The sequence below is a fragment of the Pseudomonas sp. HTZ2 genome (assembly GCF_033173945.1).
GTDB lineage: Bacteria > Pseudomonadota > Gammaproteobacteria > Pseudomonadales > Pseudomonadaceae > Aquipseudomonas > Aquipseudomonas guariconensis.
On record NZ_CP137332.1, the window covers coordinates 388,406 to 405,098 of the forward strand.

General features: G+C 62.5%; 15 protein-coding genes. 3 read left to right on the forward strand and 12 right to left on the reverse strand.

The window, feature by feature from the left end; genetic code table 11:
• Positions 1 to 84: 84 nt before the first annotated feature.
• From R6G97_RS01815 to R6G97_RS01845, 7 genes are all read right to left on the reverse strand, one after another.
• Complete coding sequence (locus R6G97_RS01815) at positions 85 to 999, reverse strand: response regulator (protein ID WP_043209926.1); 915 nt, start codon at positions 997 to 999, stop codon at positions 85 to 87.
• Between the two features lie 164 nt (positions 1,000 to 1,163).
• On the reverse strand, positions 1,164 to 1,934 hold the full coding sequence (gene phoU, locus R6G97_RS01820; RefSeq protein ID WP_043209928.1) for a phosphate signaling complex protein PhoU: 771 nt from the start codon (positions 1,932 to 1,934) through the stop codon (positions 1,164 to 1,166).
• A gap of 130 nt (positions 1,935 to 2,064) precedes the next feature.
• Positions 2,065 to 2,898, reverse strand: a complete 834-nt coding sequence (gene pstB / locus R6G97_RS01825) for a phosphate ABC transporter ATP-binding protein PstB (protein WP_043209930.1) — start codon at positions 2,896 to 2,898, stop codon at positions 2,065 to 2,067.
• 102 nt (positions 2,899 to 3,000) lie between these two features.
• Positions 3,001 to 4,671, reverse strand: coding sequence for a phosphate ABC transporter permease PstA (gene pstA, locus R6G97_RS01830; protein ID WP_317847731.1), 1,671 nt, complete (start codon positions 4,669 to 4,671; stop codon positions 3,001 to 3,003).
• Between the two features lie 17 nt (positions 4,672 to 4,688).
• On the reverse strand, positions 4,689 to 6,977 hold the full coding sequence (locus R6G97_RS01835; RefSeq protein WP_070572176.1) for an ABC transporter permease subunit: 2,289 nt from the start codon (positions 6,975 to 6,977) through the stop codon (positions 4,689 to 4,691).
• 139 nt (positions 6,978 to 7,116) lie between these two features.
• Positions 7,117 to 8,115 (reverse strand): phosphate ABC transporter substrate-binding protein PstS, encoded by a 999-nt coding sequence (locus tag R6G97_RS01840; RefSeq protein ID WP_317847732.1) that lies wholly within the window; start codon positions 8,113 to 8,115, stop codon positions 7,117 to 7,119.
• Positions 8,116 to 8,313: 198 nt separating this feature from the next.
• Positions 8,314 to 9,603 carry an MFS transporter gene (locus R6G97_RS01845; protein WP_090344181.1) on the reverse strand — a complete coding sequence of 430 codons (1,290 nt, stop codon included), beginning with the start codon at positions 9,601 to 9,603 and terminating at the stop codon, positions 8,314 to 8,316.
• 360 nt (positions 9,604 to 9,963) lie between these two features.
• Between R6G97_RS01845 and R6G97_RS01850 the strand changes: the two genes are divergently transcribed.
• Together R6G97_RS01850 and R6G97_RS01855 are read left to right on the forward strand one after the other, a co-directional pair.
• Entirely contained in the window at positions 9,964 to 10,362 is a 399-nt protein-coding gene (locus R6G97_RS01850) for an acyl-CoA thioesterase (RefSeq protein ID WP_003253317.1), read from the forward strand.
• A 72-nt stretch (positions 10,363 to 10,434) separates the two neighbouring features.
• Positions 10,435 to 11,331, forward strand: a complete 897-nt coding sequence (locus R6G97_RS01855) for a D-hexose-6-phosphate mutarotase (RefSeq protein WP_102081156.1) — start codon at positions 10,435 to 10,437, stop codon at positions 11,329 to 11,331.
• Between the two features lie 60 nt (positions 11,332 to 11,391).
• On the opposite strand, the gene R6G97_RS01860 is transcribed toward R6G97_RS01855, so the two are convergent.
• The 5 genes from R6G97_RS01860 to R6G97_RS01880 all read right to left on the reverse strand — a co-directional run bounded on the left by R6G97_RS01860 (position 11,392) and on the right by R6G97_RS01880 (position 15,013).
• Positions 11,392 to 11,925 carry a DUF3299 domain-containing protein gene (locus R6G97_RS01860; RefSeq protein WP_167358079.1) on the reverse strand — a complete coding sequence of 178 codons (534 nt, stop codon included), beginning with the start codon at positions 11,923 to 11,925 and terminating at the stop codon, positions 11,392 to 11,394.
• 45 nt (positions 11,926 to 11,970) lie between these two features.
• A complete protein-coding gene (locus R6G97_RS01865) occupies positions 11,971 to 12,219 on the reverse strand; it encodes a GlsB/YeaQ/YmgE family stress response membrane protein (protein ID WP_043209941.1) in 249 nt (82 codons plus the stop codon).
• Positions 12,220 to 12,315: 96 nt separating this feature from the next.
• Positions 12,316 to 13,398 (reverse strand): 5-(carboxyamino)imidazole ribonucleotide synthase, encoded by a 1,083-nt coding sequence (locus R6G97_RS01870; protein ID WP_070572184.1) that lies wholly within the window; start codon positions 13,396 to 13,398, stop codon positions 12,316 to 12,318.
• A 10-nt stretch (positions 13,399 to 13,408) separates the two neighbouring features.
• Complete coding sequence (gene purE, locus R6G97_RS01875) at positions 13,409 to 13,900, reverse strand: 5-(carboxyamino)imidazole ribonucleotide mutase (RefSeq protein WP_043209945.1); 492 nt, start codon at positions 13,898 to 13,900, stop codon at positions 13,409 to 13,411.
• Between the two features lie 171 nt (positions 13,901 to 14,071).
• Positions 14,072 to 15,013, reverse strand: coding sequence for a LysR substrate-binding domain-containing protein (locus R6G97_RS01880; RefSeq protein ID WP_090344176.1), 942 nt, complete (start codon positions 15,011 to 15,013; stop codon positions 14,072 to 14,074).
• A gap of 180 nt (positions 15,014 to 15,193) precedes the next feature.
• Here R6G97_RS01880 and aspA point away from each other — a divergent pair, with 180 nt between their 5' ends.
• The gene (gene aspA / locus R6G97_RS01885) at positions 15,194 to 16,618 is read left to right on the forward strand and encodes an aspartate ammonia-lyase (RefSeq protein WP_043209948.1); all 1,425 of its coding nucleotides are present in this window, start codon (positions 15,194 to 15,196) and stop codon (positions 16,616 to 16,618) included.
• The last annotated feature ends 75 nt before the right edge of the window (positions 16,619 to 16,693 follow it).

Here is a 16,693-nt window from a genome sequence, read left to right on the forward strand (position 1 = left end):
ACAAGTAAAACCCGCTCCCACACGTGCTCCGCGGATACCTGTGGGCGGGTTTACCTGCGCGCAGCCGCGCTCCGGATTGGCGATCTAGGCGCCGGGGGTGAAGTGCTTCTGCGCGGTTCCGCGGGCGATCAGGCGCGACAGGTAGTCGAGCTTCTGCGCATCCTGGTCGACGAACTTGAACGTCAGTTGCAGCCAGTCACTTTCAGGCTTGGGCTCCAGGGCGGCGATGGCGTGCAGGTAGCCATTTAGCCGGGCGACTTCGGCGTTCTCGCCTTGCTCCAGGTCCAACACCGCCCCTTCGAGCACCTGTGGCAGCGTGGGGCTGCGACGAACCACCAGCAAGGCTTCCTTGAGGCTCAATGCCTTGATCACGCAGGGCTGGGTACCGCTGGACAAGCGCAACTGCCCCTGGCCACGTCCACTCTGGGCGGCGGCGGCGGCCGTCTTCGGGGTCGGCGCGTTGATCAGCGGTTTGCCAGGCGCAGGTGCCGGCGCAGCGGCAGCAGCCACCGGAGCCTTGACCGTCTCGGGGCGACCGCCGGTCAGGGCACTGAGCGAGTCATTGGCAAATGCCGAGTTGACCCGCGCCGGTGCGCTGGCCATCAGGCTGTCGAGCTTGCCGAGCTTGGTCAGCGACTTCTTCACCTTGGTCAGCAGTTGCTCGTTGGTGAACGGCTTGCCCACAAAGTCGGAAACACCGGCCTGGATGGCCTGGATCACGTTTTCCTTGTCGCCACGGCTGGTCACCATGATGAACTGCAAGTCCTTGTACTCCGGCTGCTGCCGGCACCAGGTGAGCAGTTCCAAGCCAGACATCTCCGGCATTTCCCAATCGCACAGGACCAGGTCGAACCGCTCCTTGCCCAGCATGGCCATGGCCTTGCGGCCGTTGACCGCATCTTCGATGACGATGCCTGGGAAGGCATTGCGCAGACACTTCCTCACCAGGTCACGGATGAATGGCGCATCATCCACGACCAGCACATTGACCTTACTCATCGATACTCCTCTTGAACCCCGACTAGCATACCGCCGACTGATGGCCATTTGCCAAACCACTGGTCACGCCGGGACTCCTCTGGTCATTCGCGGGTGCCTGCTGGCTGCTCGACCGCAAACGAAAACGCCCGGCCTAGGCCGGGCGTCGATGCTCGGGAGCAATCCTACTTATCGTCCGATTCGGCCGGAACATTAGCGATTTCGCCATCGTCGGCCGCTTCGCCCAGCACTTCGGCCTTCATGCGTTTGAGGCCCATGTGACGCACGTCGGTGCCGCGCACCAGGTAGATCACCAGTTCCGAGATATTGCGCGCATGGTCGCCGATGCGCTCCAGCGAACGCAGGGCCCAGATCACGCTCAGAACGCGGGAGATCGAGCGCGGATCTTCCATCATGTAGGTGACCAGTTCACGCAGGGCGGTCTTGTACTCGCGGTCGATGGTCTTGTCGTACTGGGCCACCGAGAGGGCGAGATCCGCATCGAAACGGGCGAAGGCGTCCAGCGCGTCACGCACCATGTTGCGGACCTGGTCACCGATGTGGCGCACTTCGACGTAGCCGCGTGGCGACTCGCCTTCCTCGCACAGCTGAATGGCGCGGCGGGCGATCTTGGTCGATTCGTCGCCGATGCGCTCCAGGTCGATCACCGACTTGGAGATGCTGATGATCAGACGCAGGTCAGAAGCCGCCGGCTGACGACGGGCGAGGATGCGCACGCACTCCTCGTCGATGTTGCGCTCCATTTGGTTGATCTGCTCGTCGACTTCACGCACCTGCTGGGCCAGGCCCGAGTCGGCCTCGATCAACGCGGTGACGGCGTCGTTGACCTGCTTCTCGACCAGGCCACCCATCGCCAGGAGGTGGCTGCGAACCTCCTCGAGCTCGGCGTTGAACTGCTGGGAGATGTGGTGGGTAAGGCTCTCTTTGTTGATCATGCTTTCGCTCCGCGAAGTTGCAAGCCCCAAGCTGCAAGCTTCAAGTGGTTCGTGTCGTTCCCTGGCGCCGCGCTAACCGCTTTTTCTGGCAGCTGGCAGCTTGATGCTTGCAGCTGCGCCAAAGGCGCCCTTAGCCGTAACGACCGGTGATGTAGTCTTCGGTCTGCTTCTTCGCCGGATTGGTGAACAGCGTGTCGGTATCCCCGAATTCGACCAGTTTGCCCATGTACATGAAGGCGGTGTAGTCCGATACGCGGGCCGCCTGCTGCATGTTGTGGGTCACGATGACGATGGTGTATTTGGATTTCAGTTCGTAGATCAGTTCTTCGACCTTCAGCGTCGAGATCGGGTCCAGCGCCGAGCAAGGTTCGTCGAGCAGCAGCACCTCCGGCTCAACGGCAATGGTACGGGCAATGACCAGACGCTGCTGTTGACCACCGGACAGGCCCAGGGCCGAGTCGTGCAGGCGGTCCTTGACCTCATCCCACAGGGCCGCGCCCTTGAGGGCCCACTCGACGGCTTCGTCGAGCACGCGCTTTTTGTTGATGCCCTGGATGCGCAGGCCGTAGACCACGTTTTCATAGATGGTCTTGGGGAACGGGTTGGGCTTCTGGAACACCATGCCGACGCGGCGGCGCAGCTCGGCCACATCCTCGCCCTTGCGGTAGATGTTGTTGCCGTACAGGTTGATCGCGCCTTCCACGCGACAACCGTCGACCAGGTCGTTCATGCGGTTGAAGGTGCGCAGCAAGGTCGACTTGCCGCAGCCGGACGGGCCGATGAAGGCGGTCACGCGCTGCTTGGGAATGTTCATCTTCACGTCGTACAGCGCTTGCTTGTCGCCGTAAAACAGGGACAGACCCGGGACTTCGATGGCCACGGTTTCTTCGGCCAGGCGCAGGCTCTGCTTGTCGCGGCCCAGGGCGGACATGTCGATGCCGTGGGCGTGGGATTCGTGCTGCATGTTCTCACTCCGTTCGTAGCTGCAAGCTTCGAGCTGCAAGCTGCAAGTTGGGTCAAAGCGGCAATCTGCTTGGAGCTTGCCGCTTGAAGCTTAAAGCTGAAATCAGCTGTCGAGGGCCTTGTACTTCTCGCGCAGGTGGTTACGGATCCACACCGCCGAGAGGTTGAGGGTCGCGATCACCAGCACCAGCAGCAGCGCGGTGGCGTACACCAGCGGCCGCGCGGCCTCGACGTTCGGGCTCTGGAAGCCGACGTCGTAGATGTGGAAGCCCAGGTGCATGATCTTCTGGTCCAGGTGCAGGTACGGGTAGTTACCGTCCACCGGCAGCGATGGCGCCAGTTTCACCACACCCACCAGCATCAGCGGCGCCACTTCGCCCGCGGCACGGGCCACGGCGAGGATCATGCCGGTCATCATGGCCGGACTGGCCATTGGCAGAACGATCTTCCACAGGGTCTCAGCCTTGGTCGCGCCGAGCGCCAGGGAGCCTTCGCGCACCGTACGTGGGATGCGCGCCAGGCCTTCCTCGGTGGCCACGATCACTACCGGCACTGCCAGCAGCGCCAGGGTCAGCGAGGCCCACAGCAGGCTCGGGGTACCGAGGGTCGGCGCCGGCAGGGCTTCGGGGAAGAACAGGCGGTCGATCGAGCCACCCAGCACATAGACGAAGAAGCCCAGGCCGAACACGCCATAGACGATCGCCGGAACACCCGCCAGGTTGTTCACTGCAATACGGATCAGGCGAGTCACCGGGCCCTGCTTGGCATATTCACGCAGGTAGACCGCCGCCAGTACACCGAACGGGGTAACGATCACGGCCATGATCAGGGTCATCATCACGGTGCCGAAGATGGCCGGGAAGATACCGCCTTCGGTATTGGCTTCACGCGGGTCGTCGCTCAGGAACTCCCACACCTTGCTGAAGTACACGCCCAGCTTGGTCATGACAGACATGCCGTTGGGCTGGTAGGCATGGACCACCTTGCTCAGGTTGATCTCCACTTCGCGGCCATTGCCGTCGCGGGCCACCAGGCTGTCGCGGGCGAATGCCTGGTGCAGGCCGGTCAGGCGCTCTTCGATGGCCTTGTAGCGAGCGTTGAGCTCGGCACGCTCAGCGTCCATGTCCGCCTGGGCGGCAGCGTCCAGCTTGCCGTCCAGCTCGAGCTTGCGAGCCTGCAGGCGCAGACGCTCAAGACCATGGTTGATGGCACCGATGTCTTTCTTCTCAAGGGTCTGCAGCTCTCGGGCCAGCTGGTCGGCGCGCTTGAGGCGACTCTGCAGCTCAGCCCAGGCGGCAGGGCCTTCGGCGACCACACGGCCTTCTTCCTTGACGCTCGCCAGGTAGCCATAGAAATTGCCCCACTCGCGGCGCTCCAGGGCAATCAAGTCGGCCGGCTTCTGCTGGTCGACCAGCCAGTCGCCTACCAACCAGGTGAAGTCGCTGCCGTTGAGGTCGCGGTTACCCACCTTGACCAGCTCGCGGGTCATGAACTCCGGGCCTTCGTCCGGAACCGGCAAGCCGGCGCCCTTGAGGCGGGCACGTGGCACTTCTTCTTTCTGCACCACCTCTGCGATGATCACATGATCGCCCTGGCCCGGCACCTTGTAGGTGGCCTGGATCAGGTCGGCTGGCCAGAAGTGGCCCAGGCCGCGGACGGCGATAACGGCGAGCAGGCCGACGGTCATGATCACCGCCATGGCGACCGCGCCACCGCTGATCCAGACGCCAGGGGCGCCGCTCTTGAACCAGCCTTTGAGGGAATCCTTTTTCACGGATCTCTACCTTTCTATCAAAGCGACGAGTATTTCTTGCGCAGACGCTGGCGAATCAGCTCGGCCAAGGTGTTCATGATGAATGTGAACATCAGCAGCACGAGGGCAGCGAGGAACAGCACACGGTAGTGGCTGCCGCCGACTTCGGATTCGGGCATTTCCACCGCCACGTTGGCGGCGAGGGTGCGCATGCCTTCGAACAGGTTCAGCTCCATGACCGGGGTGTTGCCGGTGGCCATGAGCACGATCATGGTCTCGCCCACCGCACGGCCCATGCCGATCATCAGCGCCGAGAAAATACCCGGGCTTGCGGTGAGGATGACCACGCGGGTCAGGGTCTGCCAGGGTGTCGCACCCAGGGCCAGGGAGCCCAGTGTCAGGCTGCGTGGCACACTGAATACAGCGTCTTCGGCAATGGAGTAGATGTTCGGGATGACGGCGAAGCCCATGGCGATACCCACTACCAGGGCGTTGCGCTGGTCATAGGTGATGCCCAGGTCATTGGTGATCCACAGACGCATGTCGCCGCCGAAGAACCAGTTCTCCATGAACGGGCTCATGAACAGGGCGAACCAACCGATCACCAGGATGACCGGGATCAGGATCGCCGCCTCCCAACCGTCCGGGATACGCAGGCGGATCGACTCCGGCAGGCGGCTCCAGGCAAAGCCGGCGGCGAGGATGCCGATCGGCAGGATCAGCAGCAGGCTGAACACACCTGGCAGGTGCCCTTCCAGGTACGGTGCCAGGAACAGGCCGGCGAAGAAACCGAGAATCACCGTCGGCATCGCTTCCATCAACTCGATGACCGGCTTGACCTTGCGGCGCATGCCCGGAGCCATGAAGTAGGCGGTGTAGATAGCGGCGGCGATGGCCAGAGGCGCGGCCAGGATCATCGCGTAGAAGGCGGCCTTCAGGGTGCCGAAGGTCAGCGGCGACAGGCTCAGCTTGGGCTCGAAATCGGTGTTGGAGGCCGTGGACTGCCAGACGTACTTCGGCTCGTCATAGTTCTCGTACCAGACCTTGCCCCACAGCGCGCTGAAAGACACTTCCGGGTGCGGGTTCTTCAGGCTCAGTGGCAACAGCTTGCCGCCTTGCTCGATGATGATGCGGTTGGCGCGTGGCGACAGGGCCAGCACGCCGGCGCCTTCCGCGACCGGCTCGACCAGCAGGGTGCGGTGGGCGGTACTGTGGAACACGCCCAGCTTGCCTTCGCTGTCCAGGGCGACGAAGCCCTTGCGACGCTCTTCGGCATCGATCTGCACGACCGGCGCCTTGCCCAGTTGGAAGCTACGGATCAGCTTGAAGCGCGACTCGCCATCCGGGTCGCGAGCCATGAACCACTGGCTCAGGCCACCCTTGGAATCACCGAAGATCAGCGAGATGCCGCCGACCAGTTGGGCGCTGGCAGTGATTTCGGTGTCGCCATCCTCAGACAGTTTGTAGCGACCATTGAGGCTCTTGTCGCGCAGGCTGAAGACGTCGGCGATGGCACGACCGTTGACCACGTACAACCATTGCTGACGCGGATCGACGAAGATGGCCTTCACCGGCTCGGTCATCTGCGGCAGCTCGATGCGGTTCTGCTCGGTGGTGACTTCGCCGGTCATCATGTTTTCCTGACGGGTCAGCTCGGTCACGTGCAGTTGCGAACCGGTAGAGCCAGCCAGCAGCAGGGTATCGCCGTTGACGTTGACACTCACGTGCTCCAGCGCGCGGCCCTGTGGGTCGAGCACGAACGGCGCCTGACCATAGGGGTAGTCGATACCCGCATCGATGGTCTTCTTGTTGTCCGGATAGGTGATCTTGTAGGTGTGGTGGAACACCAGCGCCTGGCCGTTGGACAGACCAAGCACCACCAGCGGGCTGCCCGGCTGGTCGGCGCTGATGGACGTCACTTGAGTGCCTGCCGGCAACGGCAGGTCGACATGCTCGACTTCGCTGCCGGTCTTGGTATCGAAGAACAGCGCCTGGCCCTTATCGGAAACGCGCATGCCCACGAGGTTCTGCTCCTCGAGGGCGATCATCAGCGGCTTGCCGGCATCCTGTTGCAGCCACGTCGGCTCCAGCGCTTTCTTGCTGGTCAGCTCGGCGCCCTGGAACAGCGGCAGGACCACGTAGGCCAGGTAGAAGAAGATCAGGGTGATGGCTGCCAGCACGGCAAGCCCGCCAACCAGTACATACCAGCGGGTCAGGCGATCCTTCAGCGCACGCAGGCGGCGCTTGCGTTGCAGCTCGGGCGTATTGAAGTCAATCCGCACGGGGGGAGAATTTTGGGTCATGGTGGAGTTGGCCAGATCATTCATGCGCACACCCTAGCGGTCCCGTATGACAAAAACATGACAATGCAGTGACGCAAAAAAGCCCGCCGCTCAGGAATCCTGGCTTCGGACGAGGAATTCGTGGAGGAGGCCGGCGTTCGGCGCCGGCCCCTTCCTCAGTTACTTACTTCTTTGCAACGTTACCGGCGTGGGACAAACCCAGGTCAGCCAGGGTCTTGTCGACCACTTTGGCCGGCAGCGGGATGTAGCCGTCCTTCACCACGACCTGCTGGCCCGCCTGGGACAGGACCAGTTTCACGAACTCAGCTTCCAACGGGGCCAGAGGCTTGTTCGGGGCCTTGTTGACGTAGACGTACAGGAAGCGCGACAGCGGGTAGGTACCGTTCAGGGCGTTGGCTTCGTTGTCCTCGACGAAGGCGCCGCCTTCTTTCTTGGCCAGAGGCACGGTCTTGACGCTGGCGGTCTTGTAGCCGATGCCCGAGTAGCCGATGCCGTTCAGCGAGCTGCTGATCGACTGCACGACCGAAGCCGAGCCTGGCTGCTCGTTGACGTTAGGCTTGAAGTCGCCTTTGCACAGCGCTTTTTCCTTGAAGTAGCCGTAGGTGCCGGATACCGAGTTGCGGCCGAACAGCTGGATCGGCTTGTTGGCCAGATCGCCGGTCACGCCCACATCACCCCACGTCTTGACGTCGGCTTTGCCGCCACACAGACGGGTCGAGGAGAAGATGGCATCGACCTGAGCCATGGTCAGGCCCTTGATCGGGTTGTCCTTGTGGACGAAGACTGCCAGGGCGTCGACGGCGACCGGAATGGCGGTCGGCTTGTAGCCGTACTTCTGCTCGAAGGCCTGCAGCTCGACGTCCTTCATCTTGCGGCTCATCGGGCCGAGGTTGGCGGTGCCTTCAGTCAGCGCGGGTGGCGCAGTGGAGGAGCCGGCAGCCTGGATCTGGATGTTTACGTTCGGGTATTCCTTCTTGTAGGCCTCGGCCCACAGAGTCATGAGGTTCGCCAGGGTATCGGAACCGACGCTGGAGAGGTTGCCCGATACGCCAGTGGTCTTGGTGTAGGTCGGGATTGCAGGATCGACGGCGGCAACCGCATTGGCGGTAGCGACGCCAGCGGCGGCGAACGTGAGGGCCGCCATCAAACGCTTCAGTTTCATGCCTAACTCCTAGCAGGAATATTTGGGGTGTGAGATGGATCGGGCCCAAGTATCTGCAGGCCGCATGAACACTCTATGACTTGAATGTGACAATTGGATGAAAGGCCATCACGGTCGCCCGGGATGGCCTTTACAGGATGTTGCGGCACTGCAGGATAAACATCGCCATGCCGTCTTCGCGGATACGACCGCCCTCGGTCAGCGCTTGGTCGCGAGCAGGTAGACACCCACCAGCAGACCCACGGCGCACAGGCAAGACACGTAATAGGCAGGTGCCATGGGGCTGAACTTGAGCAGCGCGGTGACCACCATTGGCGTCAGGCCGCCGAAGATGGCGTAGGCCAGGTTGTAGGAGAACGAGAGCCCACTGAAACGCACCACCGGCGGGAAGGCCTTGACCATCACATAAGGCACCGCACCGACGATGCCGACGAACAGACCGGTCAACGCGTACAGCGGGAACAGTAGGTCCGGTCGCGTCGGCAGGCTGTGGTAGAAGGCCCAGGACGATGCCAGCAGCGCCAGGCTGCCGACGATGAACACACGCCCGGCGCCGAAACGATCGGCCAGGCTGCCGGCACCCACACAGCCAATGCTGAGCAGGACGATAGCCAGACTGTTGGCCTTCAGCGAGTCGGTGGGGCTGATGTGATAGAGGCTTTGCAGCAGCGCCGGGGTCATGAGGATCACCACCACAATGCCCGCCGACAACAGCCAGGTCAGCAGCATCGACAAAATGATCGCACCACGATGATCACGCAGCACCGCACGCAGCGGCAGCTCTTCGGCCAGGGCCTTTCGCTGCTGCATCTCGGCAAATACCGGCGTCTCGTGCAGCCAGCGGCGTAGGTACACCGCGAACAGGCCGAACACGCCCCCGAGCAGGAACGGAATGCGCCAGGCGTAGTCCGCCACTTCGTCGGCGCTGTAGACCGTATTGATCAAGGTTGCCACGAGCGAGCCGAGCAGAATGCCTGACGTCAGGCCCGCCGTGAGCGTGCCGCAGGCATAACCGGTATTGCGCGCCGGCACATGCTCGGAGACGAACACCCAGGCGCCCGGAACCTCGCCACCGATGGCCGCACCTTGCACGACACGCATCAAGAGCAGCAGGACCGGGGCCCACAGGCCGATCTGCGCGTAGGTTGGCAGCAGGCCCATGACCAGGGTCGGCAAGGCCATCATGAAGATGCTCAGCGTGAACATCTTCTTGCGACCGAGCAGGTCGCCGAAGTGGGCCATGATGATGCCGCCCAAAGGCCGCGCCAGGTAGCCGGCCGCGAAGATGCCGAAGGTCTGCATCAGACGCAGCCACTCGGGCATGTCGGCGGGGAAGAACAACTTGCCGACTACCGTGGCAAAGAACACGAAGATGATGAAGTCGTAGAATTCCAGTGCTCCACCAAGGGCGGACAGTGAAAGGGTCTTGTAGTCACTGCGGGTCAGCGGCCGCGAGGGCTGCTCGATACTGCTCGGCACGGAGGTCATGGGTTGTTCTCTTATTGGTCTGCAGGCCGTTTGTCATGCGGCTTCTGGGTCAGTGACCCGCGAAGATAACAAATTGCCGCACCCGCCTCATAGCGGTACAAAATCCATACAGATATTCACGAATGCGCGGTCGTCGCTGGCTGTGCAGGTCTATATACTGACCGCTCGTAGGAAAAGGTTGAGCAACACGTGGGATGCTGTGCGAAAACGCCGGTCAATGTTGCAGGCGGTTTCGCAGAGTCTCCCTTTGGCCGCCCATCGAAGCGAAATCAGCGTAGTATGTTTCAAGCTGAATCGTTTTCCCGGCGACCGTCATTTGCGCCAACCAACGAAAGCGTCACGGGTCCGAGGCCCCACCGCATGATTGAGCTCGAACAAGAAGATCCTATCCCACAGGGCGATCTTGCCCTTCAGATCACTGCCCTACCCCGTGAAACCAACGGTTTCGGCGATATCTTCGGCGGCTGGCTGGTCGCCCAGATGGACCTGGCCGGCACCGCCATGGCCAGCCGCGTCGCCGGTGGCCGCGTTGCCACCGTGGCGATCGACCGCATGGCTTTCCTGGTCCCGGTGGCCGTGGGCGCGCAGCTTTCCTTTTACACCCAGACCCTGGAAATCGGCCGTAGCTCCATCCAGATGATGGTGGAAGTGTGGAGCGACGACCCGCTTTCCAGCGAATGGCGCAAGGTCACCGAAGCTGTGTTCGTTTTCGTCGCCATCGACGGCAGTGGCCGTACCCGTTCCGTCCCTCGTCGCTGAGCCAGGGGCGCGGTAAACTCGTTGCAAGGCATGAGGTCCAAGGCCTGATATGCATCACGACGAGACGAGCGCATGGCTACTTTCCAGGTCGAAACGGAACAACACGGCGAACTCAACTGCTGGCGCATCACCAGCAATCATGCCGAACTGCTGATCGCCCAACAGGGCGCCCAGGTCTTGAGCTACCAACGACTGGGTGAGCCCCCATTGCTGTGGTTGAGCGACCAAGCCATCTTCCGCCAGGGCAAGTCCGTGCGCGCCGGAGTGCCGGTGTGCTGGCCCTGGTTCGGCAATCTGCAGCGCAACCCCCAGGCCGTGCAGGCCATGTACCAAGGCGAACAGGCACCTGCCCATGGGTTGGCGCGCACCCGTGACTGGCAGCTGCTGGGCATCGAGGAGGCCGCAGAAGGCCTTCGCATCGAGTTCAGCCTACCGGAAGCGCTGGGCGACCTGCCAGGCTGGCCTCATGAGGTCGAGCTCAAGCTGCTGATCGAAATGGGCACGCAATTGAAGCTGACCTTGAGCAGCTTCAACCAGGGTAATGACAACGTCACCATCAGCCAGGCCCTGCACAGCTACTTTGCGGTCAGCGATGTACGACAGGCTCGGGTCGAGGGCGTGGAGAACCTTGGTTACATCGAAACCCTGGCCGACTGGGAACTGCGCCAGCAGCACAGCGCCCTGGGCTTTGCCGGCGAGACCGACCGCATCTACCTGCAGACACCTGATCTGCTGAAGATCGTCGACCCGCAATGGAACCGCCGCATCACTTTGCACGCTACGGGCTCACGCTCGGCGGTGATCTGGAACCCATGGACCGATCGCGCCCGGGAGCTGGCGGACATGGCCGATGATGGCTGGCAGCGAATGCTGTGCATCGAAACAGCGAATGTGTGGGACGATGTGGTAAACCTGGCCCCAGGGGCGAGTCATTCGCTGAGCGTTACGATCACCAGCGAAGCACTCTGACCAGACCCGCTCCCATTGGGTTCTCACATAACCTGTGGGAGCGGCTCGGAAAAGATCGAATCAGAGGTCGGCGTCCTCTACCACCCTCACCTTCCCTGCCTCCAGCGCATAGGCCGCATCGGCCAGGTCGTTGCTGACCTTCTCCACCTTCAAGGTGCCACTGACCCACAGCGGCGTGTAGATGTCGTCGATTTTCATGCCTTTGGGATAACGCACCAGCACCAGCTGGTTGGGTGGCGGCGGCGGCACGTGGATACAGGCGCCGGGATACGGCACGAGGAAGAACAAGGTGCTGTTGCCCTTGGCGTCGCTTTCCAGCGGTACCGGATAACCGCCCAGGCGGATCTGTTTGCCATTCATGGCGGCCACCGTCTTGGTGGAGTACATCACCGCCGGCAGACCCTTGGCCTGCTTGAGCCCACCCTTTTCGGTGAAGGTGCCCATGGCTTCAGGAGAGTCGTGGTCGATTTCAGGCATCTGCTCGAGCGCCTTCTGGTCCGACTTTGGCATCAGCTCCAGCCAGTCGGTTTCGGGCAGCTCGGCATGGGCCAGTGCACTGGCCAGCAGTAGGGGAACAAGGAAAAACGCACGCATGAAAATGCTCGGCAACTCAGTCAATTGCCGAGCATTCTAAACCAGTCACCCGCGTTTCTTGATGAATCCGTAGATCACCAGAAGGATGATGGCACCCACCAGGGCGCCAAAGAAACCTGCGGCCTGCCCCGCCTGGTAGATACCCAGCGCCTGCCCGCCATAAGTCGCGGCCAGGGACCCGGCGATACCGAGAAGAATGGTCATGATCCAGCCCATGCTGTCGTCCCCTGGTTTCAGAAAACGGGCCAGCAGGCCGACGATCAGGCCGATGAAAATGGTTCCAATGATACCCATGGCAATCCCTCTGCTTTGAAGATGGAACAAGCCAAAGCCTAGACAGCACTTTGGCTTGTTGCCATTTCAGAGGGCCTGCGCAGGGCAGAGGTTCAATCAGCCGGCAATCAACGCTTCGACTTCGGCGATCTTGGCCTTGAGAGTGGCCATGTCGGCGCAGCGCAGGGTGGCGTGACCAACCTTGCGGCCGGCCTTGAAGGCTTTGCCGTAGTGGTGCAGGTGGCAGTCGTCGATGGCCACGACCTTATCCACAGCCGGCACTTCACCGATGAAGTTGAGCATGGCGCTCTCGCCGACCTTGGCGGTCGAGCCCAGCGGCAGGCCGGCCACGGCGCGCAGATGGTTCTCGAACTGGCTGCACTCGGCCCCTTCGATGGTCCAGTGCCCGGAGTTGTGGACCCGCGGGGCGATTTCGTTGGCCTTCAGGCCACCGTCGACCTCGAAGAACTCGAAAGCCATCACACCCACGTAGTCCAGCTTCTGCAGCACGCGACCCACGTAGTCTTCGGCCAGCGCCTGCAGCGGATGCGCATCGCTTGCGACCGACAGGCGCAGGATGCCGCTCTCATGGGTGTTATGCACCAGCGGGTAGAAGCGGGTTTCGCCATCGCGGCCACGCACGGCCACCAGCGACACCTCACCGGTGAACGGCACGAAGCCTTCGAGCAGGCATGGGACGCTGCCCAGCTCGGCGAAGGTGCCGACCACATCCTCGGCACTGCGCAGGACCTTCTGGCCCTTGCCGTCATAGCCCAGGGTCCGGGTCTTGAGGACTGCCGGCAGGCCGATGCTGGCCACCGCCGCGTCCAGGTCTTCCTGGGACAGGATGTCGGCGAACGCCGGCGTCGGGATGCCCAGATCGCGGAACATGCTCTTTTCGAACAGACGGTCACGGGCGATGCGCAGGGCTTCGGCACTTGGATAGACCGGAACGAACTGCGAGAGGAAGGCCACGGTTTCGGCCGGAACGCTTTCGAACTCGAACGTCACCAGGTCGACTTCGTCAGCCAGCTGACGCAGGTGATCCTGATCGCCGTAGTCGGCGCGCAGGTGCTCACCCAAGGCAGCCGCGCAGGCGTCCGGGGCCGGGTCGAGGAAAGCGAAGTTCATGCCCAGCGGAGTACCCGCCAGGGCCAGCATGCGGCCGAGCTGGCCACCACCGATTACACCGATCTTCATGTTGATAGCCTCAGGCCTGGCGCGGGTCCGGATTGTCCAGGACGGTTTCGGTCTGCTCCGTGCGGAACTGCTTGAGTGCCGCGTGATACTGCGGGTACTTGGCACCCAGGATGCTCGCCGAGAGCAGCGCCGCGTTGATGGCACCGGCCTTGCCGATGGCCAGGGTGGCGACAGGTACGCCTGCGGGCATCTGCACGATCGACAGCAGCGAGTCGACACCCGAGAGCATCGAGGACTGCACCGGCACGCCCAGCACCGGCAGGTGGGTCTTGGCGGCGCACATGCCCGGCAGGTGGGCAGCACCGCCAGCACCGGCGATGATCACCTCGATGCCGCGGCCTTCGGCCTCTTCGGCATACTGGAACAGCAGATCCGGCGTACGGTGGGCGGAAACCACCTTCACCTCGTAGGGAATGCCGAGTTTTTCCAGCATATCGGCGGTGTGGCTAAGGGTGGACCAATCGGACTTGGAGCCCATGATCACGCCAACCAGTGCACTCATCGTCGAGCCTCTTCGCTTGTGCGCCCTTGGGCGCGTCAAAAAACAACAAGCCACGCGGGACGACCGGCGTGGCTTGTTTGCTGATCATGGCCGGATCGTTCCGGCCTGGGGGCCGCGAAGTATAACGTAACGCGAGGCCATCCAGGCACCCCCGGCGACCAACTGTCGGCCTTATTTTTCGGGGCTTTGGCTGACTTTCGGGTCAACAGATGCGGTCGTCGTGCCACCCTCCAGCTTGCGCCAGAGCAGACGCACGTTGGCCTTGCGGACCAAGGCGCAGCGATAGAGGCGAATTTCCAACGGCACGTGCCATTGGCTGCCTCCACAGATCGCCAGTTCGCCACGCTCCAGCTCGCCGCGCATCGACAGCCGCGGCACCCAGGCGATACCCATACCCTCAAGGGCCATGCTCTTGAGACTGTCGGCCATGGCGGTTTCATAGACAGTGGTATAGCGCAGGTTGCGCTGACGCAGCAGCAAGTTGACCGATCGACCGAGGAAAGCCCCAGCGCTGTAAGCCAGCAGAGGCACGCTGCTCTCGCCTTCAAGGTCGAACAACGGCTTGCCGTCGGCGCCCACGGCGCATACCGGCAGCATCTCGGTAGTGCCCATGTGCAGCGAGGGGAAGATTTCGGCATCCATCTGCAAGGCCGCATCCGGGTCATAGAACGCCAGCATCAGGTCGCAACCACCTTCACGCAACGCATGCACGGCATCGCCCACGTTGGTGGCCACCAGACGGGTGGCGATGTTCAGGCCGTCGTTGCGCAACTGGGCCACCCAGCGTGGGAAGAAGCCCGATGCCAGCGAGTGTGCGGCAGCCACTTGGACCACTTCACCCTGGCCGCCTTCGAGATGATGCAAATGGCGCAGAACTTCGCTCAATTGGTCGACAACCGTGCGCGCCGTGACGAGAAACAACTGCCCGGCCTCGGTCAGCTCGATCGGTGTGCGGGAACGATTCACCAAGGTCAGCCCCAGCGCCGCTTCCAGGCTGCGGATACGCCGACTGAAGGCCGGCTGGGTGACGAAACGACGCTCCGCCGCCTGGGAAAAACTACGGGTGGCGGCCAGGGCGCTGAAGTCTTCCAGCCACTTGCTTTCGAGGTTCATGAAGCGGTCTCCCAGCGCGCACCAAAATGGAACACGCTCGTTTGTCAATTGGCGTCACATGAATCGGTATGCCGTTTGTGCATAGGTTAGCGTGCAACAGCATTGGCCGCAAAATCCGGGCAGGCCTAGGATTGGCGGCATTCCGGCAGGTGCCGGGTTTAAATCGAGATGATATCCGTCATGTCCTCCGCTGCATCGTTCCGCGTCGAAAAAGACCTGCTTGGTACCCTTGAAGTCCCTGCCGATGCCTACTACGGCATCCAGACTCTGCGCGCTGCCAACAACTTCCACCTCTCCGGTGTTCCGCTGTCGCACTACCCGAAGCTGGTCGTGGCCCTGGCCATGGTCAAGCAGGCCGCTGCCGACGCCAACCGTGAGCTGGGCCACCTGAGCGATGCCAAGCACGCTGCCATCAGCGAGGCCTGCGCCCGTCTGATCCGCGGCGAGTTCCACGACCAGTTCGTTGTGGACATGATCCAAGGTGGTGCAGGTACCTCCACCAACATGAACGCCAACGAAGTCATCGCCAACGTCGCGCTGGAGGTCATGGGCCACCAGAAGGGTGAGTACCAGTACCTGCACCCGAACAACGACGTGAACATGGCGCAGTCGACCAACGACGCCTACCCGACCGCGATCCGCCTGGGTCTGCTGCTGGGTCATGACGCCCTGCTGGCCAGCCTCGACAGCCTGATCCAGGCGTTCGCGGCCAAAGGCAAGGAATTCGACCACGTACTGAAGATGGGCCGTACCCAGCTGCAGGACGCCGTGCCGATGACCCTTGGCCAGGAATTCCGCGCCTTCGCCACCACCATGACCGAAGACCTGCAGCGCCTGCGCTCGCTGGCTCCGGAGCTGCTGACCGAAATCAACCTGGGCGGTACCGCCATCGGCACCGGCATCAACGCCGACCCTGGCTACCAGGCCCTGGCCGTGCAGCGCCTGGCGACCATCAGCGGCCAGCCGCTGGTCCCGGCTGCCGACCTGATCGAAGCCACCTCCGACATGGGCGCCTTCGTGCTGTTCTCCGGCATGCTCAAGCGCACCGCGGTCAAGCTGTCGAAAATCTGTAACGACCTGCGCCTGCTGTCCAGCGGCCCGCGCACCGGCATCAACGAGATCAACCTGCCGGCACGCCAGCCAGGCAGCTCGATCATGCCAGGCAAGGTCAACCCGGTTATTCCGGAAGCCGTCAACCAGGTGGCCTTCGCCATCATGGGCAACGACCTGGCCCTGACCGTCGCCGCCGAAGGTGGCCAGCTGCAGCTGAACGTCATGGAACCGCTGATCGCCTACAAGATCTTCGACTCCATCCGCCTGCTCCAGCGCGCCATGGACATGCTGCGCGAGCACTGCATCGTCGGCATCACCGCCAACGAACAGCGCTGCCGTGAACTGGTCGAGCACTCGATCGGCCTGGTCACTGCCCTGAACCCGTACATCGGCTACGAAAACGCCACCCGTATCGCCCGCGTCGCCCTGGAAACCGGCCGCGGTGTTCTGGAACTGGTGCGCGAAGAGAAGCTGCTGGACGACGCGATGCTCGACGACATCCTGCGTCCGGAAAACATGATCGCTCCACGTCTGGTTCCGCTGAAGGCGTAACCAGACCGCTGTAAAACGTCTCACCAGGTCGAGGGACTAGACACCTCTCAACCTTTCAAGGGCCCGAGCGCACGC